This is a genomic window from Pontibacter chinhatensis, assembly GCF_900113285.1.
Lineage (GTDB): Bacteria > Bacteroidota > Bacteroidia > Cytophagales > Hymenobacteraceae > Pontibacter > Pontibacter chinhatensis.
This window is the reverse complement of sequence record NZ_FOOT01000003.1, coordinates 357,253-378,350: the sequence shown is the minus strand read 5'-3', so window position 1 is coordinate 378,350 and position 21,098 is coordinate 357,253. Positions and strand designations below refer to the sequence as shown.

Annotated in this window: 26 protein-coding genes; 10 read left to right on the top strand and 16 right to left on the bottom strand. The window is 52.0% G+C overall.

Translation table 11 applies throughout. The annotated features are described in order from the left end of the window. Positions 1–120 precede the first annotated feature (120 nt). Positions 121–879 carry an abortive infection family protein gene (locus BM040_RS10865; protein ID WP_217646771.1) on the top strand — a complete coding sequence of 253 codons (759 nt, stop codon included), beginning with the start codon at positions 121–123 and terminating at the stop codon, positions 877–879. A 319-nt stretch (positions 880–1,198) separates the two neighbouring features. Here the strand turns inward: BM040_RS10865 and BM040_RS10860 are convergent, their stop codons facing one another. The 5 genes from BM040_RS10860 to BM040_RS10840 all read right to left on the bottom strand — a co-directional run bounded on the left by BM040_RS10860 (position 1,199) and on the right by BM040_RS10840 (position 5,350). Beyond that, positions 1,199–1,777 carry an OmpA family protein gene (locus BM040_RS10860; protein WP_092101026.1) on the bottom strand — a complete coding sequence of 193 codons (579 nt, stop codon included), beginning with the start codon at positions 1,775–1,777 and terminating at the stop codon, positions 1,199–1,201. A gap of 180 nt (positions 1,778–1,957) precedes the next feature. Continuing rightward, entirely contained in the window at positions 1,958–2,368 is a 411-nt protein-coding gene (locus BM040_RS10855) for a hypothetical protein (protein WP_092101024.1), read from the bottom strand. A 112-nt stretch (positions 2,369–2,480) separates the two neighbouring features. Further along, positions 2,481–2,903 carry a SpoIIAA family protein gene (locus BM040_RS10850; RefSeq protein ID WP_092101022.1) on the bottom strand — a complete coding sequence of 141 codons (423 nt, stop codon included), beginning with the start codon at positions 2,901–2,903 and terminating at the stop codon, positions 2,481–2,483. 85 nt (positions 2,904–2,988) lie between these two features. Next, positions 2,989–3,393 carry a hypothetical protein gene (locus tag BM040_RS10845; RefSeq protein ID WP_092101020.1) on the bottom strand — a complete coding sequence of 135 codons (405 nt, stop codon included), beginning with the start codon at positions 3,391–3,393 and terminating at the stop codon, positions 2,989–2,991. A gap of 316 nt (positions 3,394–3,709) precedes the next feature. After that, a complete protein-coding gene (locus tag BM040_RS10840) occupies positions 3,710–5,350 on the bottom strand; it encodes a T9SS type A sorting domain-containing protein (RefSeq protein ID WP_092101018.1) in 1,641 nt (546 codons plus the stop codon). 484 nt (positions 5,351–5,834) lie between these two features. Between BM040_RS10840 and BM040_RS10835 the strand changes: the two genes are divergently transcribed. Further along, entirely contained in the window at positions 5,835–6,236 is a 402-nt protein-coding gene (locus BM040_RS10835; RefSeq protein ID WP_245756186.1) for an Hsp20/alpha crystallin family protein, read from the top strand. Between the two features lie 55 nt (positions 6,237–6,291). Here BM040_RS10835 and BM040_RS10830 read toward each other — a convergent pair whose 3' ends face one another. Both BM040_RS10830 and BM040_RS10825 read right to left on the bottom strand, forming a co-directional pair. Beyond that, positions 6,292–6,558 carry a hypothetical protein gene (locus BM040_RS10830; RefSeq protein ID WP_092101015.1) on the bottom strand — a complete coding sequence of 89 codons (267 nt, stop codon included), beginning with the start codon at positions 6,556–6,558 and terminating at the stop codon, positions 6,292–6,294. Between the two features lie 140 nt (positions 6,559–6,698). Continuing rightward, positions 6,699–6,878: a hypothetical protein gene (locus BM040_RS10825; protein WP_092101013.1), complete on the bottom strand. Its 180-nt coding sequence runs from the start codon at positions 6,876–6,878 to the stop codon at positions 6,699–6,701. 770 nt (positions 6,879–7,648) lie between these two features. On the opposite strand from BM040_RS10825, the gene BM040_RS10815 reads away from it, so the two are divergent. Next, positions 7,649–7,954: a hypothetical protein gene (locus BM040_RS10815; protein WP_092101009.1), complete on the top strand. Its 306-nt coding sequence runs from the start codon at positions 7,649–7,651 to the stop codon at positions 7,952–7,954. A gap of 20 nt (positions 7,955–7,974) precedes the next feature. Further along, positions 7,975–8,739, top strand: a complete 765-nt coding sequence (locus BM040_RS10810; protein ID WP_092101007.1) for a hypothetical protein — start codon at positions 7,975–7,977, stop codon at positions 8,737–8,739. Between the two features lie 40 nt (positions 8,740–8,779). Here BM040_RS10810 and BM040_RS10805 read toward each other — a convergent pair whose 3' ends face one another. Continuing rightward, positions 8,780–9,133, bottom strand: a complete 354-nt coding sequence (locus BM040_RS10805; protein WP_092101005.1) for an MmcQ/YjbR family DNA-binding protein — start codon at positions 9,131–9,133, stop codon at positions 8,780–8,782. Between the two features lie 111 nt (positions 9,134–9,244). Here BM040_RS10805 and BM040_RS10800 point away from each other — a divergent pair, with 111 nt between their 5' ends. The 3 genes from BM040_RS10800 to BM040_RS10790 all read left to right on the top strand — a co-directional run bounded on the left by BM040_RS10800 (position 9,245) and on the right by BM040_RS10790 (position 10,925). Continuing rightward, complete coding sequence (locus BM040_RS10800; protein WP_092101003.1) at positions 9,245–9,943, top strand: alpha/beta fold hydrolase; 699 nt, start codon at positions 9,245–9,247, stop codon at positions 9,941–9,943. Positions 9,944–9,967: 24 nt separating this feature from the next. Continuing rightward, the gene (locus BM040_RS10795) at positions 9,968–10,405 is read left to right on the top strand and encodes a septal ring lytic transglycosylase RlpA family protein (RefSeq protein ID WP_092101001.1); all 438 of its coding nucleotides are present in this window, start codon (positions 9,968–9,970) and stop codon (positions 10,403–10,405) included. A gap of 130 nt (positions 10,406–10,535) precedes the next feature. Beyond that, positions 10,536–10,925 (top strand): hypothetical protein, encoded by a 390-nt coding sequence (locus tag BM040_RS10790; protein WP_092101000.1) that lies wholly within the window; start codon positions 10,536–10,538, stop codon positions 10,923–10,925. A 310-nt stretch (positions 10,926–11,235) separates the two neighbouring features. Here the strand turns inward: BM040_RS10790 and BM040_RS10785 are convergent, their stop codons facing one another. The 6 genes from BM040_RS10785 to BM040_RS10760 all read right to left on the bottom strand — a co-directional run bounded on the left by BM040_RS10785 (position 11,236) and on the right by BM040_RS10760 (position 15,311). Then, positions 11,236–11,991 (bottom strand): ZIP family metal transporter, encoded by a 756-nt coding sequence (locus BM040_RS10785; RefSeq protein ID WP_092100998.1) that lies wholly within the window; start codon positions 11,989–11,991, stop codon positions 11,236–11,238. A 10-nt stretch (positions 11,992–12,001) separates the two neighbouring features. Then, positions 12,002–12,745, bottom strand: coding sequence for an SAM-dependent methyltransferase (locus BM040_RS10780; protein ID WP_092100996.1), 744 nt, complete (start codon positions 12,743–12,745; stop codon positions 12,002–12,004). A gap of 152 nt (positions 12,746–12,897) precedes the next feature. Continuing rightward, positions 12,898–13,197 carry a hypothetical protein gene (locus tag BM040_RS10775; RefSeq protein ID WP_092100994.1) on the bottom strand — a complete coding sequence of 100 codons (300 nt, stop codon included), beginning with the start codon at positions 13,195–13,197 and terminating at the stop codon, positions 12,898–12,900. Positions 13,198–13,307: 110 nt separating this feature from the next. Then, the gene (locus tag BM040_RS10770) at positions 13,308–13,895 is read right to left on the bottom strand and encodes a hypothetical protein (protein WP_245756185.1); all 588 of its coding nucleotides are present in this window, start codon (positions 13,893–13,895) and stop codon (positions 13,308–13,310) included. Between the two features lie 79 nt (positions 13,896–13,974). After that, complete coding sequence (gene nadC, locus BM040_RS10765) at positions 13,975–14,832, bottom strand: carboxylating nicotinate-nucleotide diphosphorylase (RefSeq protein ID WP_092100990.1); 858 nt, start codon at positions 14,830–14,832, stop codon at positions 13,975–13,977. A 65-nt stretch (positions 14,833–14,897) separates the two neighbouring features. Continuing rightward, positions 14,898–15,311, bottom strand: coding sequence for a DUF4783 domain-containing protein (locus BM040_RS10760; RefSeq protein WP_092100988.1), 414 nt, complete (start codon positions 15,309–15,311; stop codon positions 14,898–14,900). 213 nt (positions 15,312–15,524) lie between these two features. Here BM040_RS10760 and gpmI point away from each other — a divergent pair, with 213 nt between their 5' ends. The 3 genes from gpmI (at position 15,525) to BM040_RS10745 (ending at position 19,252) form a co-directional block, all read left to right on the top strand. Next, positions 15,525–17,051 (top strand): 2,3-bisphosphoglycerate-independent phosphoglycerate mutase, encoded by a 1,527-nt coding sequence (gpmI, locus tag BM040_RS10755; RefSeq protein WP_092100986.1) that lies wholly within the window; start codon positions 15,525–15,527, stop codon positions 17,049–17,051. Positions 17,052–17,057: 6 nt separating this feature from the next. Beyond that, complete coding sequence (locus BM040_RS10750) at positions 17,058–17,642, top strand: hypothetical protein (protein WP_092100984.1); 585 nt, start codon at positions 17,058–17,060, stop codon at positions 17,640–17,642. A gap of 101 nt (positions 17,643–17,743) precedes the next feature. Beyond that, entirely contained in the window at positions 17,744–19,252 is a 1,509-nt protein-coding gene (locus BM040_RS10745) for a M43 family zinc metalloprotease (protein ID WP_092100981.1), read from the top strand. 143 nt (positions 19,253–19,395) lie between these two features. On the opposite strand, the gene BM040_RS10740 is transcribed toward BM040_RS10745, so the two are convergent. Together BM040_RS10740 and BM040_RS10735 are read right to left on the bottom strand one after the other, a co-directional pair. After that, a complete protein-coding gene (locus BM040_RS10740; protein WP_092100979.1) occupies positions 19,396–19,827 on the bottom strand; it encodes a secondary thiamine-phosphate synthase enzyme YjbQ in 432 nt (143 codons plus the stop codon). A gap of 171 nt (positions 19,828–19,998) precedes the next feature. Further along, the gene (locus BM040_RS10735; RefSeq protein ID WP_449421141.1) at positions 19,999–21,006 is read right to left on the bottom strand and encodes a hypothetical protein; all 1,008 of its coding nucleotides are present in this window, start codon (positions 21,004–21,006) and stop codon (positions 19,999–20,001) included. Between the last annotated feature and the right edge of the window lie 92 nt (positions 21,007–21,098).

The window sequence follows — 21,098 nt, the reverse complement described above, 5'->3', positions numbered from 1 at the left end:
GCACACTGCCCTCCTTCTTCTTTTTCCTACCTCTTACACACTCCATGTTACTGCTGGCGCCCTGCCAGCGGATGGAATACTGTTGCTTATACTTTTAGTAAAGGTGTTTAACAGAGCTTTATGCAAACCGACATATTTAATAAAGCAATGAATTTGCGAATGCTTCTAACTAGGTTCGCCACTGGAGAAGATAAAAAAGAAGATGGGGAGGATTACAAGAACCTGCGAAACGAATTTGTAGCTAACAGTTTTACTAAGGCTTTACTTCCGGAGTTTGTAGTTTCTTGTAGAGTCCTAAGTGATTTCTGGCCATACATTAAGCGCCGATTTGGCACATATGCAGAAAGGCGAGATTATATTAGAGAGGAATTTGAGCCTCTTCTCGCTTATTTGGAAGGCGACAGAGTGTACCTGCATGACAGTGTGATAGGTAATTCAGTAGAAAAGTTTGATTGTGATACTGTTCATCACTTATGGAGCAAGGCCCTTGATAGAAGAGAGACTGATCCTGATGGTGCTATCACTGCGGCAAGATCCCTGATTGAATCGGTCTGCAAACAAATACTCAGAGAAAGAGACATTGAATATGATGATAGCTTTGACTTACCAAAGCTCTTTAAGACCACTGCACGATGCTTAAACCTTGCTCCACAGCTCCACAACGAAAGTATTTTAAAACAGATTCTCAGTGGAGTCCAGACAACAATTCATGGCTTTGCATCCTTACGAAATGAGCTAAGCGATGCTCATGGTCAGCCAAAAGGTGGATATAAAGTAGGGAAGAGACATTCCGAGTTAGCTGTAAACCTTGCTGGCTCGGTAGCTTCATTTCTTATCCAGACACATCAGGAGACATTACTGAAGAGCCCTATCAATTAGTAACCCCACAGACTACTGGGCTTTGCGAGGTCTTTATCTGCCGTTGTTGGTATTTTACCAACAGCTTAACAGTAGCTACGAGACCGCGACTCTCACACCCTCAGATAGCCTTATCTCTGCATCAAGGAGAGTATAAGCAGCTACATTTTGCAAGTTTAAAGTGATTGTTGGTGAACACACCAACAACGGCAGAAGGAACACCAGCTGCACAGAGGTAAAAAGAGTACTCTCTTTAATTAACATCAGCAAGAACACAAAGCAAAAAGGCTCCTGAAGTATACTTCGGGAGCCTTTTTGCTACGCTATACTTTATACTTGCTTAGCTGTTCCGTACCACGATCTCGACACGGCGGTTTTGCTGGCGGCCTTTTGCGGTTTCGTTAGAAGCTGTGGGCTTGGCTTCTCCAACAGGGTGAACTGAAATACGAGAAGCAGCGATGTTGCCGTTCTTCTGCAACCAGTTCTTTACCGCCTCAGCGCGTTTCTCGGCCAGGTCTTTGTTATAGCCGGCGCTGCCCTGAGCGTCTGTATAGCCATAGACGCGTACCTGCCCATCTTTGTAGCGCTGTGCAATAGAAGAGCTGATCTTTCTCAGATTTTCCTCCGCACCTTTTCTAATCTCCGCTTTGTCGGTATCAAACAGTACATCCTCTCCAACTGAATACACGCTGTATCTATTGTTACCACGCACCTCCACGTCGCTGCCTTTAAACTCAGGCCAGTCCAGATTCGGCAGGTTCATGTCAATGTTGTTCCAGTCAGCATCTCCACTGGCATCTACGTCAACTATGGACCCGTCTGCAGCAGAGTCAGGGGAATTTTCGTTCTCAAAAGCAACAGCAGTATCAGCAGTAGCTTCCGAGGCTTCGTTATGTGTTGCTTCGGTTTTCGTGCTCATATTATCACAGGCACTGAAAACCAAAGCTAAGGCACAGGTCAGGCATAACAGTGTTTTTTTCATAGTTTATGGGTTTGTTTGGTTAGTAGTACGCCATAAACAAAGCTGAGGCTGACCAAAGAAGGGAATAGACGTATTAGACTAGCGGATAAGGGGAGAGAAAAAGCGAGGGGCAGCTTTTTAATTTGACAATGGCTCCATTAGCCAGGCCATGGCTTCTTCCTTGCTGGTGAAGTCCCGGAACGCCATCTGCAGGTCATAGCTATGGCCTTTGTCTATCATTATGCCAATTGCCTCCAGGTTTTCTTCGGACTTGGAAGGCAGGCGCGCCATACGCAGCAAAGGGCTATTGGCTATGCGCGGTATGTAAACTTGCAGGCTCCAATCCAGGTCCTCCGGGCATACAGCCCCCATCTCCCGGTCGTCTGCCAGCCAGCGGGCCAGCGAGAACCGGTGTATCATCTCCAGGCAAAGTAAGTAGGCTTCCCTTAACTCTGCTCCCTGCAACCGCCCCCTCCACTGCGCCACTCCGAGCCGCAACTGCCTGTCGTAGGACAGCGAGAGAAAGTTGTTTTTAAAGTATAACTGCATTTACGTACTCCTTCCTACAGAGCCTTTAAAAGTATAATCAAACGACCTCCTCGTCTACAGAGGGGCCAATCGAAACCATCAGTGTGATTGTGCTTAAGTATGGGGCGGGGTTCTAACCTTGCTCCAGAGAGTGAATTGGCTCGAGAAGCCAGGCCATGGCCTCCTCCCGCTTATCAAACTCCATCACCTCCATGTTGCCCAGGCTGGTGGCGCGCTTTACGATCTGATCCACAGCCATTCTGTTAAAGAGGTCTTCAGAGAGAAGGATAGCGTTACGACGAAGAGAACTTGCTGCAAGGCGTGGGGTGATGTGCTCTGCAAACCAATCTTGATCGGCCTGTCGGATAACCCGCAGCCGGCGGTTATCGCCCAGCCATCGCAGGGGCTTGTGATCTTCTATCAGACGAAGGCATGTTTCGGAAGCCTCCTTAAACTCTGTACTACTTAAAAACCCATTCCAGACTGCTGCTCCCAGCTGCAGGTTTTCGTCGTAGGTAATGGTAACGACGTGGTTCTGGAAGTATGTAATAGGCATACTACTAATTATTTCGGCTACAAAGGTAGCAAAGGAAAGCCACGAACCGAAACAAAACAGTGCAATAAACCTGAGCAGGGAGGATCTACAGCTCCATCAGCCAAGCCATAGCCTCTTCCTCAGTATCAAAATCACGGACGAGCAGCTGCTCATTCAGTTGGTTCTTCTTCTCAATCATCATGGCCACAGCCTCGCGGTTCTGTTCAAACTCAGAGGGCAGGTTGGCCATACGGAGTAAAGGGCTGGCCACCGCCTGCGGAACAAACACATCCAGGGTCCATTGCAAGTCTGCCGGCTCAATGGAGTTCATCTTGCGGTTGTCCCCAAGCCATCCCCGCAGCTCATGCCGGTCAACCAAATCCAGGCAAAGCAACCCTGCCTCCCGAAACTCAGCCCCCTGCACATGGCCTCTCCAAACGGCTTTCCCCAGGCGCAGTTCCTTATCATAGTAGAGACTAACATGGGTATTCCTAAAGTATAGGTTAAACATAAAATGCAAAGTATAAACTACAGCACTGAAAGAAAATAAAGGGAACTGTGGTACCAGAGGATTGCAGTCTGCCACCTACATGATATAGCTGAAGTAGAAGAGGCAGTCTGTAGAGCCCGCGTAGATAACCAGGCAGTAACATTGGGCTCCCCGCCTTAGAATTGCAACCAATGGTGAAAAATACGGGGCGCGCCCAAGATAGTTATCAAAAATAGCACTATTTAACTTAGAAAGTTTCAAAAAAGCAAAACCCCCACACCTTAAAAAAAAGGCGAGGGGGCTGCAGACGAACAAAGTAAAAAATCTGGTAGGGCGGCTATTGCTTCACGAAGCGATGCGTCTCCTGCTGCTGTCCGTTGTATACTTTCACGAAGTATAAACCTGGCTGCAGATGGGTAACCGGCAGCACCAGGCTCTGCCCGGCAACGCTGTGCTGCGACAATTGACGGCCTGAAGCATCAAGCACAGCCACCTGGGCATTGCTCAGGTCAAGGCTAACGTTTACCTCGCTGGCCGCCAGGGTAGGGTATACTTTTGCCATGCCACCGCTGAGGCCATACTTGCCCTTAAACTGTACGGCTACTATTTTAGAGAACTTCTCGGCTCCGTCAAAATCTACCTGGCGCAGGCGGTAGTAGTTGGTGCCCGAAGCGGGGTTTGCATCCGTGAAGGCGTAGGCTACTGTTTCGCTGCTGTTGCCCCTGCCCGCTACTTCACCGATTCTGCTAAAGCTTCTGCCGTCCTGGCTGCGCTCCACTACAAACTTCTCGTTGTTTACCTCCGATGCCGTTGACCAGGTAAGTTGGGTGGTGTTTCCCTGCATGGCACCTTTAAACCAGGCCAGCTCCACTGGCAGCGGGCTTGCCGTTTGGTAACCGTTAAAGTTGCCTATCGAGATAGCCTGTCGGCCCTTATCACGGCCCTGGTTGTAGTAGCTGATGTTAATCTCTTTTATCTCCTCCGCGAATACCACCGTCACATCACCCTGATCGGTGCTGTTGTTTACATCATTGAGGCCCACAAAAGAGCTGGCTTTAGGGTTAAAAGCGGTGTTGGCGGCGTTACGCACGAAGCTGTTCGTGGCCAGCACTACCTTGCCCGCATTGTTCACGCCGGTTACCACCACGCTGTCTTTGAACTGGTTTGTGGTCATGGTTCTGTCTATGTCCAGGATGTTAAAAGAAACATCGGCCATCATGGCGCTGAACTGTATCTTGATGTGGGTTCCTTCTGTTTTAGAGGCGCCGGCCTGCACGATGGAGAACGACTGGCTTGTTCTTGGGTGCTGGGTGTTGCTCACGGCAACTGTCTCATGCGTTACGCTGCTTTCCTTGGTCATCGTCCACGACATAGTGGCCTCGTTTAGAAGATAAGCCGTAGCCGCTTTAGGGGCAGAGACTACAAACGGGTTTTCGCCCAGGGTTCGCATGCTCCACTTAAACATGTTCGGGAATGCCAGAATCTCCAGGTTGTCTATGCGGTAAGAGTATCCCTTCGCAGTTGTCGTTTCGAAGTAGATGTGTACATTTTGGTAGTTATCAGACAAAGGGATGGTTACCTCGTTGTTAACCGCGGTATTGAGCATGTTGGCTGCGTCCACCTTTATCTTACGCACCACCCCATTGCTTCCAATCTTATAGCAGAGAAAAACTTCGCTGTCGAATTGCTGCATCAGGCCGCCGTTTGCTTCGCGGAAGCCGGTCCAGCGCACGCGCAGGTCTGCGTCAAGCGCGCTTACGGGTTTTGCCACGTTAGCACGTATCAGGGCCGGTGTCTCGTTTCCGCTATGCTGGCGGGTATAAAGTGCTCCGTCTCTCGTAACCCAGGCTCCGGCCGCGGACGGCACTACATTGGCCTGAGAGGAGTTGCTAAAATTCTCTGAAAGCAGTACGTGCTGCGCCTGAGTAGAAGAAGACAGCAGCAGGATGGCAATGATAAGGGTGTAAAGTGATTTCATGGTACTATACTTTGTTTCGTCTGCCCATCTTCAGTGAAACAATTATGCCAGCACCAGAATGCTTATACCTATCCTCGATAATACAATATAACAATAGCCGTATTTTTCCTATGTGCTATTTCATAAGTGTGCTGTTATACAATGTGTTACAGATAAATCGAAAAGTATGCGTATGCCATAAACTTGATGAAGATTTTTTTTGATTAAGTGCAAAACAGATACCCTGAATCCCATTTATGGAAAACCAAGGCCAAACAAAGAGTTTCCTTCCAAAAATTGGAAACAATCCCAAACCCATTATTTTGCCTTTGATCAGCCTGAGTTTTCAGCATGAAAAGCTCCCTCCTAAAAGTGACAGCATGGCACCCCACTAAGCGTCTAAGCACTTGATTAGAGCCATTTTGACACCATAACAATAGGTAAAAGGGCACAAATGACTTAAATGGAAACTGGCATCACGTTTGCAAAACACAAAGTGAAAACTATGATGGAGAAAGAGATGAAATTGATAAAGGATAAAGAGTTTTTACGAAATATCGCACACCAGATAAACCTGCTGAACACCATTGGCGGAGGCGTAAGCGAGACGTACGTGGATATTAAAAAGTATAAAAGAGGCGCAGTTATTAACGTATGGGCAGCGGGCGTGAGCCCGGAGTTATTTAAAGTGGTGCTGCACCAAAACCAGCTCACTGTGTTCTCAGTTCTTCACAACCCGGAGAATCCGGAAATGGCGGCTCCCTTGTTTAACAGAACATTCATACTGCCGCCGCAGGTTGACCTGAGCCGCATTGAGGCCGTGCACGAAGATGGCCAGCTGCAGGTAAGGCTGCCATACTTTGAGGACATCAACAAGCCCCGCGAGATAAAAATTAAACAACTGTAAAGTATAAAGGCTACCCATTGGCGGTAGCCTTTATACTTTATACCTGCCCGGGGCGCTACTGCCTGTGCTTGGCTTTGATGATAGAGGTTAGAAAGTCGTGCACCTCCACCGTCTCCTCGTCGTAGTCAAACGTATTGAACCCATCGGAGTCGGTTTTCTCCACGCTGCAGCCGTTCTCTATCATCATAAAGATAAGCTCCCGGAGGCGGTAGGGGTGGCCGGCTATATTCAGCACACATTCCATGTCATCGTTTACCACGCGCAGAAACATGTGCTGCACATAGTTCTCATCGGCCATTATCTTCTGTTGCGTCTTGTCCATGCTTTCCTCTTTGGCTATACTTCCTTAATAAGTATAAAAAGCCGCAAAAGGTGCCCGGCAAGGCAGCAAGTATACTTGATAACGAGCAACTTCTTTAATTTACCACCGTTGCCGCCCGGCACAGTGCAACTAGGCCAGGCTTACCGGCGCGGGTGCTCTTTGCGCCAGCCTACCACAAAAAGTATAAACCATACCGGGTAAAAAGGCGACACCACAGCGGCCAGGTAGGGGTCGAAGGCAATGAACAAAATCAGCTGCAGCAGCAGGCTCAGCACAAAGCCCCAGAAGGCGATTTTATAGTATTTGTTTTTCAGGCGCATTGGATAAAATAAGATAAAAAAACCCGTCCGGGTTAGGGACGGGTATTCATTAATCTGAAGGCCTCAGCCCTCGTAATACCTTTCTCAATAAGTATCGGAGGGTCATCGCCCTTCGCCACTACCAGTTTAAAATTGTTGTTCGTATCCTGGTAATAAATTACTGTAGTCAGGTCTTCGTAAGCTACGCTAAATATCTTTCTAGTGTCTTCACTAGTAAAGAACTTATACTTATCTAATTTCACATTCCGTATTAATCTCATATCCCTACAATCTCCTTGCTGTTTTAAACGTTACCTGTACTTAGTTTTGTTTCAAAATCCTGCTGCAGTACAAGCAAATTCTACTTTTAGTACACATCTGATAAACAACTATTTACACCTCAGCCACTATCGTTCAACCTGTTAAATAGCTTATCTGGCTACTATGGCCATAACTGTTTCTCACTTAAAACGATACAAAAAACAGGCCAAAGAAAAGACAAACTGCTATACTTATATACTTTTTTATTTTTATTATTTTTCCGGGAGAAGCGCCCGGTCCAAACCAAGCTGCTAGCGGGACTGGTACTTTCGATGAAGCTGAAAAATGCGTAGGTTTAGCTTGGTGATGAGCGACTTGTGAACCGGGAGCAGTAGGCCTGAGGCGGCCAAAGCAGGAAAAGCCTTTATACCAGGCTGCTGCCTGTTTTCGTTTGTATAGCAGAGGTGCCGCTCACCACGCTTAGTGGCTTTCCCGGAAAGGGAACATTATACTTAAAGCATGGAAAACGCATGAGCAGCGGCAAACACGCCTGGCTAAACTGGCTGTTATACTTTGTTATCTTTGAGGCAGTGGTGTTTTTTGGCCTGCAGTGGCTTTTGTCGGGGTTAGGCATGAGCAACCAGTTGCAGCCCGAAAACACGATTGTGCCTAACTGGGTAAAGGCAGTTACGTTTATACTTCTGTACCTGCTTTGCTTGCTGGGAGCCGTTATGGTGGTAAGCAACACGGTGCCGAGTAAGCACCGGCAGCACCTGATGCGCTGGGTTTACCTGGCGCTGCTGGGCATGCTTGTCATGCTCTTTTTCCTGTTTTAACCTGAGTTATACTTTCACCTATGATAAAGAAGCAAAACCTTTTATCGCTTATACTTTGCCTGCTGCTGGGCTACACCGCCTACGGCCAGACAGAGTACGGACAGGGCCGCTACTACGTGCAGTTGCAGGACGGGCGCATCTTCCACGCCAACAAGCTGCAGTATAAATCGCCCCTGTTCAAGTCAAGCCACTTCCTGCTCGACGACTCGCTGAAGTTTAACCCAAGTATGGTAAACGTGTTTCAGAACGAGGATGGCTTCTACGCCCGCGTGGAGGCTGGCAACAGCTTCAACTCCTTTGCCAAGCGCCTCACCGACGGCCCGCGCATCGACCGGTACTACACCACCCGCACCTACTACGACGGCGGCTACGGCTACTCCCCATTCGGCTATGGGTATGGCTACGGATACGGCATGCCCCGTACCAGCCGCAAGCGCATCTACTTCTTCTCCAAGGACAATGGTCCGCTCTACCACCTCAACTACGACAACCTGGAGGCGGCCTTGGCAGACAATGCCTCGAGCATGGTGCTGCTGCAGCGCCACAAGCGCGATAAGGTAGTTAACACAGGCGTGTCCATACTTGGGGCAGGGTTGCTGGCTGTGGGCGCCGTGAAAACGATAAACAACTCGCAGCAGGACGCCTACGGCAACACCAACCTGAAAGTAAGCCCGCTGGTGTACGCCGGCGCGGGTGTGCTGGGGGTGCAACTGGTGGTAAACCTGTTCCAGAAAGACAAGCTGACGCAGGCCATCGAAGTATACAACTACCAGCTACAGCAGTAAAGTATAAATCCGGGACTCGAGGGAGCCCCGGATTTATACTTTATACTTCCAGGCCAATTTCCTTCCGCACTTTCTTCGGCAGCTTTCCGGCAATCAGGTCATACGATTTTCTCACGCGCTGTTCCCATTCCTGCGCCTGCATCCGGTTCAGGTCGTCCACCATCACCCATTTGTAGCGGGCCATGTAGGGCGCCGGGATAAAGCCGGGGCGGTTGCACATCTCCTCAAACTCCTCCTTGTCCACCTTGAAAGAGGCTGAGGTGGGTGTTTTGTCAAGCCCTACTACCAGAAACATCTTCTCGGCCACGCAAAAGCAAAGGTCGTGGCCCCATTTTATACTTTCGGTTACGCCAGGCAGCTGCTTGCACAACTCCTGCAGGTTTTCTATCATCATCGTTGCTATGGCTAGTATGTTAGCGGCAATTTATACTTTTAAGGGGGATGGGAAAGGCTATTTTTGTATTTTTGGGGAGGCACCTTCCATACTTTATCAAATTTTGCCCCTATGGAGAACCTGTTACTCTTGCACGGCGCCCTTGGCTCGGCTGCTATGCTGGCTCCGCTGAAAGAAGCGCTGCAGCGCAGCTACAACGTGTATACGCTCGATTTTTCCGGCCACGGAGGCAGGCCCCTGCCGCAGGAGTCCTTCTCGATGCAGCGTTTTGTGCAGGACATACGGCAGTTTCTGGAGGAGCAGCAGCTAGAGCAGACCCACATTTTTGGCTATAGCATGGGCGGCTACGCGGCCCTTAGCCTGGCACTGGAGCAACCTGAGCGCATCCGCAGCATTTATACTTTGGCAACCAAATTCTCCTGGTCGGTGGAGGCGGCAGAGAAGGAAACCAGGGTGCTGGAGCCGGAGCGGGTGGAGGAGAAGGTGCCGGCCTTTGCGGCCACCCTGGCGCAGCGCCACGCCCCACAGGACTGGAAGCAGGTTATGCGCCAGACGGCTAGTATGATGCGCGCGCTGGGCCAAAGCCCCCTCCTGACACCCGACACGCTGCCGCAACTGCAGCTGCCGGTGCAGGTTGCCGTAGGCGACCGCGACAATATGGTAACGGTAGAGGAGACGCTGTGGGCTTACCGCCTGCTTCCTGATGCACGGCTGCAGGTGCTGCCCAATACCCGCCACCCGTTCGAGACACTATCCATTCCGGACCTGAGCCAACACATCAGGCAATTCCTGGAGCAGGTTAGCCGTTAACCCTATAGTTTTAGTACCACTATCATGTTTCTATCTTTACCCGCATCACCCTTATCCATACTTTCCCGTGCCGCTAAAAGCACGCTGGCTGCAGTTGCTGTGGCGCTTTGCCTCAGTTCCTGTGCCACCACCGCCTCCAACTTTGGCGAGAAAGGCTATACCGAGAAAGGAAAGGCCTCATACTACGCCCGCAAGTTCCAGGGCCGCAAAATGGCCAACGGCGAGACCTACAGGCGCAGCAAACTAACTGCTGCCCACAGGAGGCTCCCTTTCGGCACCCATGTAGAGGTCACCAACCTGCAAAACAACAAATCAGTGCGCGTGGAGATTACCGACAGAGGTCCCTTTGTGCGTGGCCGCATTGTGGATCTATCAGAGGCGGCCGCCAGGCGCATTGGCATGATGAACAGCGGCGTGGTGCCCGTAAAGCTGGAGGTGATAAAGCGCAGCAAAACCAGGTAACCAGCCACCTGGCACGACCACAGTAACGCACACACCATCAAGCATATATACTCACCCTGTGTTATTGATTTTTCTCTAAAACAATAGCATTTATACTTGTTGCATATAGGATTTCTGCTTACATTTGTGCATGAGTAAATCTTGGGAAAAAGTGCGCGAGTTTTTACCGATGGCAGCCATCCTGCTGCTGTGCATGCTTGTCATGCCCGCCACCCAAGCCTATGCGGAAGACACGCACAATGGTGCCGCCACTACCCCTGTTGTTACGGCAGAGCAGCAAACCCAGCCGCAGCCAAGCGCAATAGACAAAAAAAGCACCGCAGAAACTCCTAAAAAACCTGCAAGCTCCAAGCCTCGAGACAAGTCTGTACTGGACGCAGAAGTACTGGAAAGCCCTTTGGCTTATTTCCGCAATGCCTTCACGCCTGAGGATGAGGAGTCTGACGCAGCAACAGGCACGAGTGCGGTGGTAGTGACTATCAAAGCGCTTATTGCCACGCTGCTCTCCACCGTTATGTAATTTGCTTTAGCAGCAGCGTTTTCGCCTGTTTTGCAAGAGCACCATTCTCTTACCAATTTTCCTGGTTGATTTGATAGAAGCCTCGGTGTACTTATACCGCTGCACCTGTACAGCCATAACTTCCTGCAACCAAAATCAGCTCTAACAAAAAATTAGCACCGGCATTAAACCTTTGCCCAGGCCCTCTGTCTAAACTCAAAAAAGAAGACTATTACGGTTTGTGCAGCAGAAATGCTGCATGTATTAAGGTGAGTTGGGGCCGGGGGAGATCTCCGGCCTTCTTTTTTATACTTCCCTATACTTCCGCTGCCTATATAAAGTCGCTCAGCAGGGCCAGCACAAGCCCCAGCAGGGTAGCGATAAGCTTGTTGCGGTTAAAGTGGTGGTCGGGACTGGTTTCGAAAAGGATGGTGGTGGAAATATGCAGGAAGTTACCTGCCACCAGGCCCGTTAGCGCTGTAAACACCAGGCCATCCGTGGCCTCCTGCGACAGCAGCGTGTTGCTGACAATAATCCCCAGCGGCGAGCCAATCGCAAAGATAAGCAACCACAGAAACGCCTTCCTGAAGTTCTCCAACCGCGACATCAGCACCGACATCAGGGCAAAGGCGGCCGGTATGTGGTGCAGCGTAATCCCCACCAGCACCATGTAAAAGCTATCTGCCTCGTGCGCATGCCCGTGGCTGTGCCCGTGCCCACCATTGCTTACCAGTATACTTCCCTCCAGAAAAGAGTGCACAAACAAAGAGCCCAGCAGCAGGATCGGCATGGAGTCGGTGCGGCCATGGTGGTGGTGAATGTGTCCGTGCTCCACACCGTGCGAGAACAGCTCCAGCACCAGCTGCAGGAAAAAACCCGCCAGCACCCAATAGCCGACACGGTAAGGGCTGTCGTGGCTGTTAAGCAGCGCATCAGGCAGCAGGTGGATGATGGTGATGGTGAAAAGGTAGGCTCCGCTGAAGGCCAGCGCCATTTTAAGCCACCGGATATTGGTAGGGGGGAAGATCTTTACCAGAAACCCGGATAATACCACCGTAAAGAAGAGCACAAGTATAGCAATGATCATACAGGGCGCGCTATTTTTTGAGCACAAATATCATTCTGTCGCTTTTTTCCTGATTGTATGGGCGCAGTTCATAGTCACCAAAGGTATCCACCAAACGGAGCTGCACCATGCCGAAGTACTCCAGAAAGTCCTTCTCCCGCAGCGCCCTCACCCGCTCTACATAAGTATAATCCTGTCCCTTATCGCTGAAGCGAATATGCTTTACAATAAAGCCATTCTCTACGCCGCGCGTTATCTTAAAGTTTATTCCCCCTACCTGCTTCTCCTCTTCGGCCACCAGTTCATTGATTACTTTTTCTGTGTTCATGAAGTCGATTACCAGCTTGCCGCCGGGTTGAAGGCTTTCTGCCGTGGCATGTAGCGCCACCACGTTCTCCGTGTCCGTTTCAAAGTAACCGAAGCTGGTAAACAGGTTCAGGATAAAGTCAAAGCCATTGGGCCTGAACACCTCCCGCATGTCGTGGCGGGCAAAGTGCAGCCGCTCGTTCTCGTACTGCTTCGCGTAGTTTATACTTTGCTCCGACAGGTCGATGCCTGTTACATCGTAGCCCTGTTGGCTCAGGTAACGCGAGTAGCGCCCCTTGCCGCAGGCTAAGTCCAATATCCGCTCGTGTGGTTTCGGGTGCAGGTAAGCCAGTAGCCTGTCCATAAACAGCTGCGCCTCCTGCATATCGCGGTGCTGGTAGAGGATGTGATAGTATGGTGAGTCGAACCAGGTGCTAAACCAGGCTTCAGGTTCCTGTTGTGCTGCCATGTCGGGGGCTAAAAGCAATTATGTTGCAAATATAGGTGAAATATTTAAAGTTGAAGTATAGACATCTAAGTATACAGCCCTATGGCTGCCATAAGGGCAAAAAAAAAGCCTGCCGCTGCTGATGCAGCGGCAGGCTTTTGAAGTTTGCTTGCTTATCGTTTTACAGCACCTGCCTCTGTGTTGGTCTCTGCTTCTTCACGCACGCTGTCGCCAGCCTGGAGGGTATTGGCACCCTGATCGTGGTTTGGCATTACCTCATCTTTCTTTGCCTGGTCTACAACGGCATCCCCCTCGATAGTACCGGCATCAGACACGTTGAATGTTTTACGTGTTCCTGGCTCTACAATGTCTGTAGAAACTTTCTCGCCCGGTCTCAGGTCAGACGGAGTACCGCAGGAAGCCATAAACAAACCGCATACGGCGGCAAATACTGCTGTTACGTTCTTATTCATTTCTTGTACGTTTTTATACTTTCTACAAAAGCCTTCACCTGCCACCTTGCAGATAAGACGTTATTTTTGAACACTTTACGGTAAAGGGCTTAACCCGGGTTATAGCACTGCTAGGATATCAGGTTTTTGCGGCGCAGGTAGCTATCCATCAGCTTCAGGTCGTTGGGGCTGTTAAAGATACGGAATGGCATGTGAATAAACACCGGCACCTGAAACGTACGCGCCACCCAGCCTTTCCAGCCGCTCGGCAACTGGGCATCGTTTGGCGGCTGCAGCCACAGCATGTAGCCTTCGTTCTTTTTCTGGGCCCGCTCGATCATATCCCAGGTTAAGGCCATGCCCTCGCGCTCGTTGCGGCGCAGCAGGATCTGGCGTTGGTCTACCTCATAGGTTAGCTTCTCGAACAGCGGACTGCCCTGCTCCACCTGCGTCACGCTCATGACCTGCGCAGACCGCAGCAGCACAAACAGCAGCGTTATGATGATAGCCCCAGCTACCCACCACCACGAGAAACTGAATACGGCCGGCAACAGGAACAGCACCAGCGGAATGAGCGCGTGCCACCATGTTTTGCCCCAGGCCTGCACCAGCGCCATTCGGGTGTAATCATTTTTATCCTGCTGGTACTTCTTCGTTCGGATAGCGAGAGGGTTCGGGCCCTGCGCCATCCGGCGGCCTCTTTGATTTGGTTGCTGCATAAATACTATAAATGTAAAATCGTCTTCTTCTTTCCCTGCGCCTGCAGCGCGAAACTTTGTAGTATACTTAGTGCCGGAGCTAAAACGCCTTCAGGCTCAAATCTATACTTCTGTTGGAGTGCGTGAGGGCGCCCACCGAAATATAGTCTACGCCGCACTCGGCCACGGCACGTATGGTTTCCTCCGTAATGCCGCCGGAAGCCTCCACTTCATACTTTCCGCCAATCATGGCCACGGCCTGGCGCATGGTGTCGGGCGTCATGTTGTCCAGCATAATGCGGTGGATGCCGCCTGTGTCCAGCGCCTCCTGCACCTCCTGCAAATTGCGTGTCTCTACCTCAATCCTCAGGTCTTTGCCTTTCTCCTGCAGGTACTTTTGGGTGGCTGTGATGGCCTCGCGCACGCCGCCGGCATAGTCCACGTGGTTGTCCTTCAGCATGATCATGTCGTAGAGGCCGAAGCGGTGGTTATGGCCGCCCCCAATCACCACGGCCCACTTCTCCATTATCCGGAAGTTAGGGGTGGTCTTGCGGGTATCCAGCAGCCTAGCCCCGGTACCTTCTATCAAGCTGGCCATATAGTTGGTGTAAGTGGCAATCCCGCTCATGCGCTGCATGCAGTTGAGCACCAGGCGCTCGGCGGTAAGTATACTTTGCGCCTTGCCTTTCACGGTAAACGCCACATCGCCATACTTCATCCGGTCACCGTCGTGCATCAGCACGTCCAGCTGCAGGCCTGGGTCCACGGCCCGGAAGATGTAGCCGGCCAATTCTACGCCAGCCAGGATGCCATCGCCCTTCACGAGCAGGCGCGCCTGGTTCTGCGCATCGGCAGGTATGGCCGCCAGCGAGGAGTGGTCTCCATCGCCTACGTCCTCAGCCAGCGCCCTGGCAATGAACTCGTTTATACTTTTTTCGGTGAGGTATGTCGGTTTCACGGTGCAAAAATAAAAAAAGGCGCGGTATAAACCCGTGCCTTTGTAAAAATCTGTGTAATATGGCGTTAATCTTTGATAAAGTTCATCGAGTGGATGAGGTATTTACCGCCGGAGGCCTTCATCCGTATCAGCACCGTATAGGAGCCGCCCTTGGAGGAATAGGTGCCGATGGCGTACAACTGCCCCTTGTCAGATGTGCCGTTATGGTTCACGCTGAAGTCCACGGGAGCGTTCTTGGCAAAGAAGTTCTTCATCACAAACTCTGCCTGTGTACTGCTGTAGCTGGTGGCCTCAGCCCCGTCGAGGGTAATCTCCACCATGCTGCCAAAGTTTCTGGAGAGGTCTTTGGCTGATCCCGCCTTCATCGCCTGCTTCACGCTGCCCATCGCATCGCCCTGCGCCACGGCCTGCCCCGTCATCATAAAAATTGTTACTAACAAAACCGAGAAGGCAACTGTGAGGTGTCTAAAGTTTTTCATAAATGCTGTTGTCATACTTGCCCTTGCATGAGCCAAAACTATGCCAAGTAACAAAGAATTTCAGAGACTCTAATATAAAAGGATTATCCTGATAAAGAAAGCATTGTTGCCTGGCCTTGCGTATACTTTTAAGAGGGTACACACAGTTAAGGCAAAGGGCAAAGCCACTTAAATCGAGCCTGTAGCTTTAAAGATATTAGCTATATTTGCACCATGGACAAGAAGGTACTCTTAGTGATTTTAGATGGGTGGGGCATTGCCACCGATCTGGCGGCCTCGGCCATAGATAAAGCCAAAACGCCTTTCATCGACTCTATTTTTGAGAAATACCCCCATACCACCCTGCAAGCCTCCGGCGAGGCTGTTGGGTTGCCGGATGGGCAAATGGGCAACTCAGAGGTGGGACACATGAACATCGGCGCCGGGCGCGTGGTGTACCAGGACCTGGTGCGCATCAACAAGGCCATTGCGGAGCGCAAGCTAGCTTCCATGCCGGCCGTTGCCCGCGCATTTGCCTATGCCAAGGAAAACAAAAAGGCGGTACACCTGATTGGTCTTGTATCCGACGGCGGGGTGCACTCGCACATCAACCACCTGAAGGCGCTGTGCACGGTGGCCTACGACTATGAGCTGCACGAAGTATACATTCATGCCTTTACAGACGGTCGCGACACCGACCCTAAAAGCGGTGTGAAGTTCATTAACGAGCTGGAGGAACACCTGGAGCATGCCTCCGGTACCATCGCCTCTATCGTGGGCCGCTACTACGCCATGGACCGCGACAACCGCTGGGAGCGCATCAAGCTGGCTTACGACCTGATGGTGAAGGGCAAAGGTGAACCGTCGCAAAACCTCATCAAATCGATGCTCGACTCTTACAATGCCGGCGTCACCGATGAGTTCATCAAGCCGATTGTGAAGGTGAATGACCGCCAGGAGCCTATTGCCACCATCAAGGACGGCGACGTGGTGATTTGCTTTAACTTCCGTACCGACCGTGGCCGCGAAATCACGCAGGCCCTCACGCAGCGCGACTTTCCGGAGCACGACATGCACAAGCTGGACCTGCACTACGTGATGATGACCAACTATGACGACACCTTTCTGAAAACAGAGGCCATCTTTGAGAAGGATAACCTCAACAACACGCTAGGGGAGGTACTCGCCAAAGCCGGTAAGAAGCAGATCCGCATTGCCGAAACAGAGAAGTACCCGCACGTTACCTTCTTCTTCTCAGGTGGGCGCGAGGTGCAGTTTGAGGGCGAGAGCCGCATCATGCGCCCTTCGCCCAAGGTAGCCACTTACGACCTGATGCCGGAAATGAGCGCCTACGACATACGCGACGCCATTGTGCCGGAACTGGAGCAGCGTAGCGCTGACTTCGTTTGCCTTAACTTTGCCAACCCGGACATGGTAGGACACACGGGCGTGTTTGAGGCTGCCGTAAAGGCTTGCGAGGTAGTGGACGAGTGCGCGGCCAAGGTTATCTCTACCGCGCTGGAAAACGGCTACGACACCATTGTAATTGCCGACCACGGAAACGCCGACATGATGATTAACCCGGACGGCACGCCCAACACAGCCCATACCACCAACCTGGTACCGTGTGTGCTGGTAAGCAACGACTTTAAGGGCACGCTGCACCCGGGCAAGCTCGGAGACATCGCCCCAACCATACTGGAGCTGATGCACCTGCAAAAACCGGAGGAAATGACCGGCGAATCCCTGATCAACCATTAACATCACATGCCTGTGGCCAAGTATAAACCTCTCTTTCTGATAGGCCTTTTACTGGCCCTGGCATCCTGTGAGCGGCCTTCCCCGCCTGCTGCCATTGAGGCGGGGAAGGCTACTTTTAACCTTACCTCTTACCTGCAGGGGCAGCGCCAGAAGCTGGAGGCCGACAAGCCGATGGTCCTGAAGTCGGTGGCGACGCAGGGCAGGGAGCCGGAGGTAGTAGAAACCATGGATGTGGACTGGGAGGACGAACTGGCCGTGTTTGAGGAGGCTGACCTGAGCCGTCCGTCCATGCAGGAGTACTATACCCGGCAGGAACAGCAACTGGAAGACGGCTCTGTGGCCGTAGCCTATACCAAACGAGAGGACGCTGAGCCTCAGGTGCACTTTCTGCGCCTCGTCCTCGGCCCCGATGGAAAACTAAGGCAACTCAACGCCAGCCTGCAGGATCAGAATATTATCTTTTTCTCGCGCCGCACCATCGAGCTACACGCCGACCCTCAAACCGGCGATCTTTCCGGGTATAGTGTGCTGGGGGTGCAGAAGATGATTTTCGGGGACTCGCTTCGCTATGAGGTGAAAGCCAACCTTTAGAAGTATAAGCGCCTTTTCCCGTACCACACTCTCCTGATTTTCCTTATCTTGCTATACTTCAGGCACGCCAAGTCTGGACTATAACCCCTTACCCTCTACATATGCGTACCGTTGCTCTCACGGCTGCACTTTGGCTTTGTATTGCTCTTTCCGGCCTAGCCCAGCAGGCGCAGCCCGGCACGCGCAACTGCGCCACCACGGCATACCTGGAGCATCAGAAAAAGCTGAATCCGGCACTGGAGCAGCAGCAACAGCAGATGCAGCAGGCCGTGCAGGAAAGGCTACAGCAGCAGCAAAGCGGATGGCAAAACCTCCGTGCCGTGACCACCATCCCCATTCCGGTAGTGTTTCATGTGGTGTATAACGGCGAGGCAGAGAACATCTCCGATGAGCAGGTCCTCTCACAACTAGAGGTACTGAATGCCGACTTCAGAAGGCGCAACGCAGATGCCGTGAACACCCCCGCCCACTTTGCACCCTATGCCGCCGATACGCGCATCGAATTCTGCCTGGCCACCCTGGATCCCAACGGCGACCCCACCACCGGCATCACCCGCACCCAAACCTACCGCAGTGAGTTCGATTACGCGTTTGATTACATCAAGAAGGCCGACAACGGCGGCGTGGATGCCTGGGATACCAACCGCTACCTGAACATCTGGGTGGGAAATATCAAGGACAAGGTGCTGGGGTATGCCAGCCCGCCCGGAACTACACTGCCGCACCTCGACGGGGTAGTGCTGCACTATACGGCCGTGGGTGCCGCGCCTGTCAACAAATTCGACTCGCCTTATAACCTGGGCCGCACGGCCACGCACGAGGTAGGCCACTGGCTAGGCCTTAGCCACATCTGGGGCGAGGAGGAGGATAGCTGCTCAGACTCCGACGGCATCAGCGACACGCCCAACCAGCAAACCTATACTACGGCCTGCAGCGGCGGCATCGAGCTTTCCTGCGACAATGGTCCTTACGGCAACATGTACCAGAACTACATGGATTACAGCCACGATGCCTGCATGAACCTCTTCACCCACGGGCAAGCCGCCTACATGGAGGCTGTGATTAGCACCAGCCGCAGCGGGTTGCTTCAGTCGTTGGCTTGCACCGCTTCCATCCGCTCTGATTTTGGTTTTTCTGAGCAGGCCGACACGCTGGTGGTGGCCGGAGAAAGTATAGCCTTTGCCGCAGCCCCCGAAGGAGTGCGGGCAACAGCGTGGCGTTGGGAGTTTGAGGGCGGCGTACCGGCAACATCCACGCTGGAGAACCCCACGGTTACCTACCCTCGGCCCGGCAAGTATAACGTGAAACTAACGGTAAGCAACGGCAGCACCAGCGACACGGAAGTGAAAGAAGACTTTGTGCACGTGACCGTCAGCGATCTGACCGTTTACCCGAACCCAGCTGCTGACTTTTTATACATCGAGCAACCCGCGCGCATACTTGTGCGGCAGGTGGAACTGGTAAACAGCGTGGGCAAAACCGTGCTCTCCGCTGAAACAAGTAAGCGTACCCTGCAGTTCGATGTGCGCTACCTGCCCCCCGGAGTATACTTCCTGCGCATCCTCAGCTCCAATGGGACTGAGGTTAGGAGAGTAGGTATAGTAAGGTAGTTGTTAGTTATTGGTTAGTAGCTGTTAGGGAAATATCCTAAAGTATAAAAGAAGCATACTTGCTGTATACTCCTCTAACTGGACGAGCCTCTTCTCTATACTTCCCCAATTCCCCCTAATAACGAATAACTAACAACCAATAACTAAACACCCCTGCCTTTTCCCTGCAGCGTTACCACCACGGTTCTTTTGGAGGCATGGTCGCGGTGCTCGCAGAGGTAAATGCCTTGCCAGGTGCCCATGTTCAGCTCCCCGTTTTTTATAGGAATGGTTACGGAAGTGCCCAACAGGGCAGCTTTCAGGTGCGCGGGCATGTCGTCGGGGCCTTCTAAAGTATGGCGGTAGTAAGGCTGGTTTTCAGGCACTAGGTGGTTAAAGTGGCTCTCAAAGTCCTGCCGCACGGTGGGGTCCGCGTCTTCGTTTATGGTAAGGCTGGCGGAGGTATGCTTGATGAAGACATGCGCCAGACCTACTTCTATTTCCTCTAACTCCGGCAGCTGCGCCACCAACAGGTCTGTTATCAAATGAAACCCGCGTTTAACGGCGGGCAATCTTATCTCTTTCTGAAACCACATATTTTTACAATGAGTGAATGAGTGGATGCTTGAATGAGTGAGTGTTTTTTTGGTGTGATGACCTTAGCCTTTCATTCTTTCTGAATGGCTGTTCTGTATGTGCAAGTATAAGTATACGCTAAAACTTACAGCAAATTCTATTCACTCAATCACTCATCCACTCATTCAAAATTAATCAACTGTTCGCTCATACGCGCCTATGTCGGGACGGGTGGTGCTGCGAGGGGTTCCTTTTATATCATGACGAATGGTTGAGAGCACTTTGGCAGCACCGCTGGCAGGGGAGAGGGTGTCGAGGCTGAAGTCATACTTAGTGGGGGCTTTAAACTTTGGCTCGGTGTTCAGCAGGTTGCCTTTACCCTCCAAAAGTTCCCTATACATCTGCGTGCGCAGCAAGCTGTGGCTTACCTCGGTAGCAGCGGTGGCAGGCTCCACCAGTACCTCGTTTACGGTGCTGTACCCATCCGAGTACACGATGGAGTTCACCAGGCGCAGCGAGGCAGGCTGGTCTTTAATATCGGTTTCAGGTATAAAATCGGTCACGGCCAGCAAAGGCGTTTCGCGCTGCAGCGGGTTCTGGTAACTGGCGATGGTGGTATAGAGCAGCTCATACTTGCCGCCGCCCAGCCCGCCGAAGCCGTACTGCCCGCAGTTATAGATCAGCGTGTTCACCAACTGCACCTCCGAGGTAAAGGCCACCACGCCGCCCAGCAGCGCGTGCGCCACGATGCTTCCTTCTATCAGTGTGCCCGTCTTGCCCGGATTACCGATACGCAGGCCATACACCGTATTTTTGATGTCGGCATACTTTATTTGGTTGCCCGCGCTGGTTGCCAGAATACGGATACCTTCCCACTGGCCCGGCAGGGTGCGGTAGCCTTCCTCGCGGCGGTACCCGCTAAAGTACACCCGCTCCTGTGGCGTGCCCTGCACCTGCAGCTGCCCTGCCACCAGCAGCACCGACTTGTTAGCGCCGTAAATGCGCGCGCCAGGGTCTATCGTTAGGACCGCGCCCTCTTCTACCAAAACTGAGTCGAGCAGCACGTGGGGTTTATCGCTGGCCCAGGTGGTGGTGCCGATGCGGCCTTTTCGGTGGAAGTAGGCGTTCTGCCCATAAGCCACCAGCTTCACGTTCTGCTGCTGCCCGTTAGTGGTGAAAAGGATGGAATCGGCTACCAAAAATGGCTGGTTCTCGTCGGTGGGGTTGATGTTGGCTTTCACGAGCACGTACAGGCTGTCGCCGCCCCGCAGCTCCAGGTTGTTGGCCAGCG

Excerpts from the sequence above, each read along its gene's own strand:
- BM040_RS10865 (WP_217646771.1), top strand. The coding sequence starts at position 121 with ATGCAAACCGACATATTTAATAAAGCAATGAATTTGCGAATGCTTCTA.
- BM040_RS10860 (WP_092101026.1), bottom strand. The coding sequence starts at position 1,777 with ATGAGCACGAAAACCGAAGCAACACATAACGAAGCCTCGGAAGCTACT.
- BM040_RS10855 (WP_092101024.1), bottom strand. The coding sequence starts at position 2,368 with ATGCAGTTATACTTTAAAAACAACTTTCTCTCGCTGTCCTACGACAGG.
- BM040_RS10850 (WP_092101022.1), bottom strand. The coding sequence starts at position 2,903 with ATGCCTATTACATACTTCCAGAACCACGTCGTTACCATTACCTACGAC.
- BM040_RS10845 (WP_092101020.1), bottom strand. The coding sequence starts at position 3,393 with ATGTTTAACCTATACTTTAGGAATACCCATGTTAGTCTCTACTATGAT.
- BM040_RS10840 (WP_092101018.1), bottom strand. The coding sequence starts at position 5,350 with ATGAAATCACTTTACACCCTTATCATTGCCATCCTGCTGCTGTCTTCT.
- BM040_RS10835 (WP_245756186.1), top strand. The coding sequence starts at position 5,835 with ATGATGGAGAAAGAGATGAAATTGATAAAGGATAAAGAGTTTTTACGA.
- BM040_RS10830 (WP_092101015.1), bottom strand. The coding sequence starts at position 6,558 with ATGGACAAGACGCAACAGAAGATAATGGCCGATGAGAACTATGTGCAG.
- BM040_RS10825 (WP_092101013.1), bottom strand. The coding sequence starts at position 6,878 with ATGCGCCTGAAAAACAAATACTATAAAATCGCCTTCTGGGGCTTTGTG.
- BM040_RS10815 (WP_092101009.1), top strand. The coding sequence starts at position 7,649 with ATGAGCAGCGGCAAACACGCCTGGCTAAACTGGCTGTTATACTTTGTT.
- BM040_RS10810 (WP_092101007.1), top strand. The coding sequence starts at position 7,975 with ATGATAAAGAAGCAAAACCTTTTATCGCTTATACTTTGCCTGCTGCTG.
- BM040_RS10805 (WP_092101005.1), bottom strand. The coding sequence starts at position 9,133 with ATGATGATAGAAAACCTGCAGGAGTTGTGCAAGCAGCTGCCTGGCGTA.
- BM040_RS10800 (WP_092101003.1), top strand. The coding sequence starts at position 9,245 with ATGGAGAACCTGTTACTCTTGCACGGCGCCCTTGGCTCGGCTGCTATG.
- BM040_RS10795 (WP_092101001.1), top strand. The coding sequence starts at position 9,968 with ATGTTTCTATCTTTACCCGCATCACCCTTATCCATACTTTCCCGTGCC.
- BM040_RS10790 (WP_092101000.1), top strand. The coding sequence starts at position 10,536 with ATGAGTAAATCTTGGGAAAAAGTGCGCGAGTTTTTACCGATGGCAGCC.
- BM040_RS10785 (WP_092100998.1), bottom strand. The coding sequence starts at position 11,991 with ATGATCATTGCTATACTTGTGCTCTTCTTTACGGTGGTATTATCCGGG.
- BM040_RS10780 (WP_092100996.1), bottom strand. The coding sequence starts at position 12,745 with ATGGCAGCACAACAGGAACCTGAAGCCTGGTTTAGCACCTGGTTCGAC.
- BM040_RS10775 (WP_092100994.1), bottom strand. The coding sequence starts at position 13,197 with ATGAATAAGAACGTAACAGCAGTATTTGCCGCCGTATGCGGTTTGTTT.
- BM040_RS10770 (WP_245756185.1), bottom strand. The coding sequence starts at position 13,895 with ATGCAGCAACCAAATCAAAGAGGCCGCCGGATGGCGCAGGGCCCGAAC.
- BM040_RS10760 (WP_092100988.1), bottom strand. The coding sequence starts at position 15,311 with ATGAAAAACTTTAGACACCTCACAGTTGCCTTCTCGGTTTTGTTAGTA.
- gpmI (WP_092100986.1), top strand. The coding sequence starts at position 15,525 with ATGGACAAGAAGGTACTCTTAGTGATTTTAGATGGGTGGGGCATTGCC.
- BM040_RS10750 (WP_092100984.1), top strand. The coding sequence starts at position 17,058 with ATGCCTGTGGCCAAGTATAAACCTCTCTTTCTGATAGGCCTTTTACTG.
- BM040_RS10745 (WP_092100981.1), top strand. The coding sequence starts at position 17,744 with ATGCGTACCGTTGCTCTCACGGCTGCACTTTGGCTTTGTATTGCTCTT.
- BM040_RS10740 (WP_092100979.1), bottom strand. The coding sequence starts at position 19,827 with ATGTGGTTTCAGAAAGAGATAAGATTGCCCGCCGTTAAACGCGGGTTT.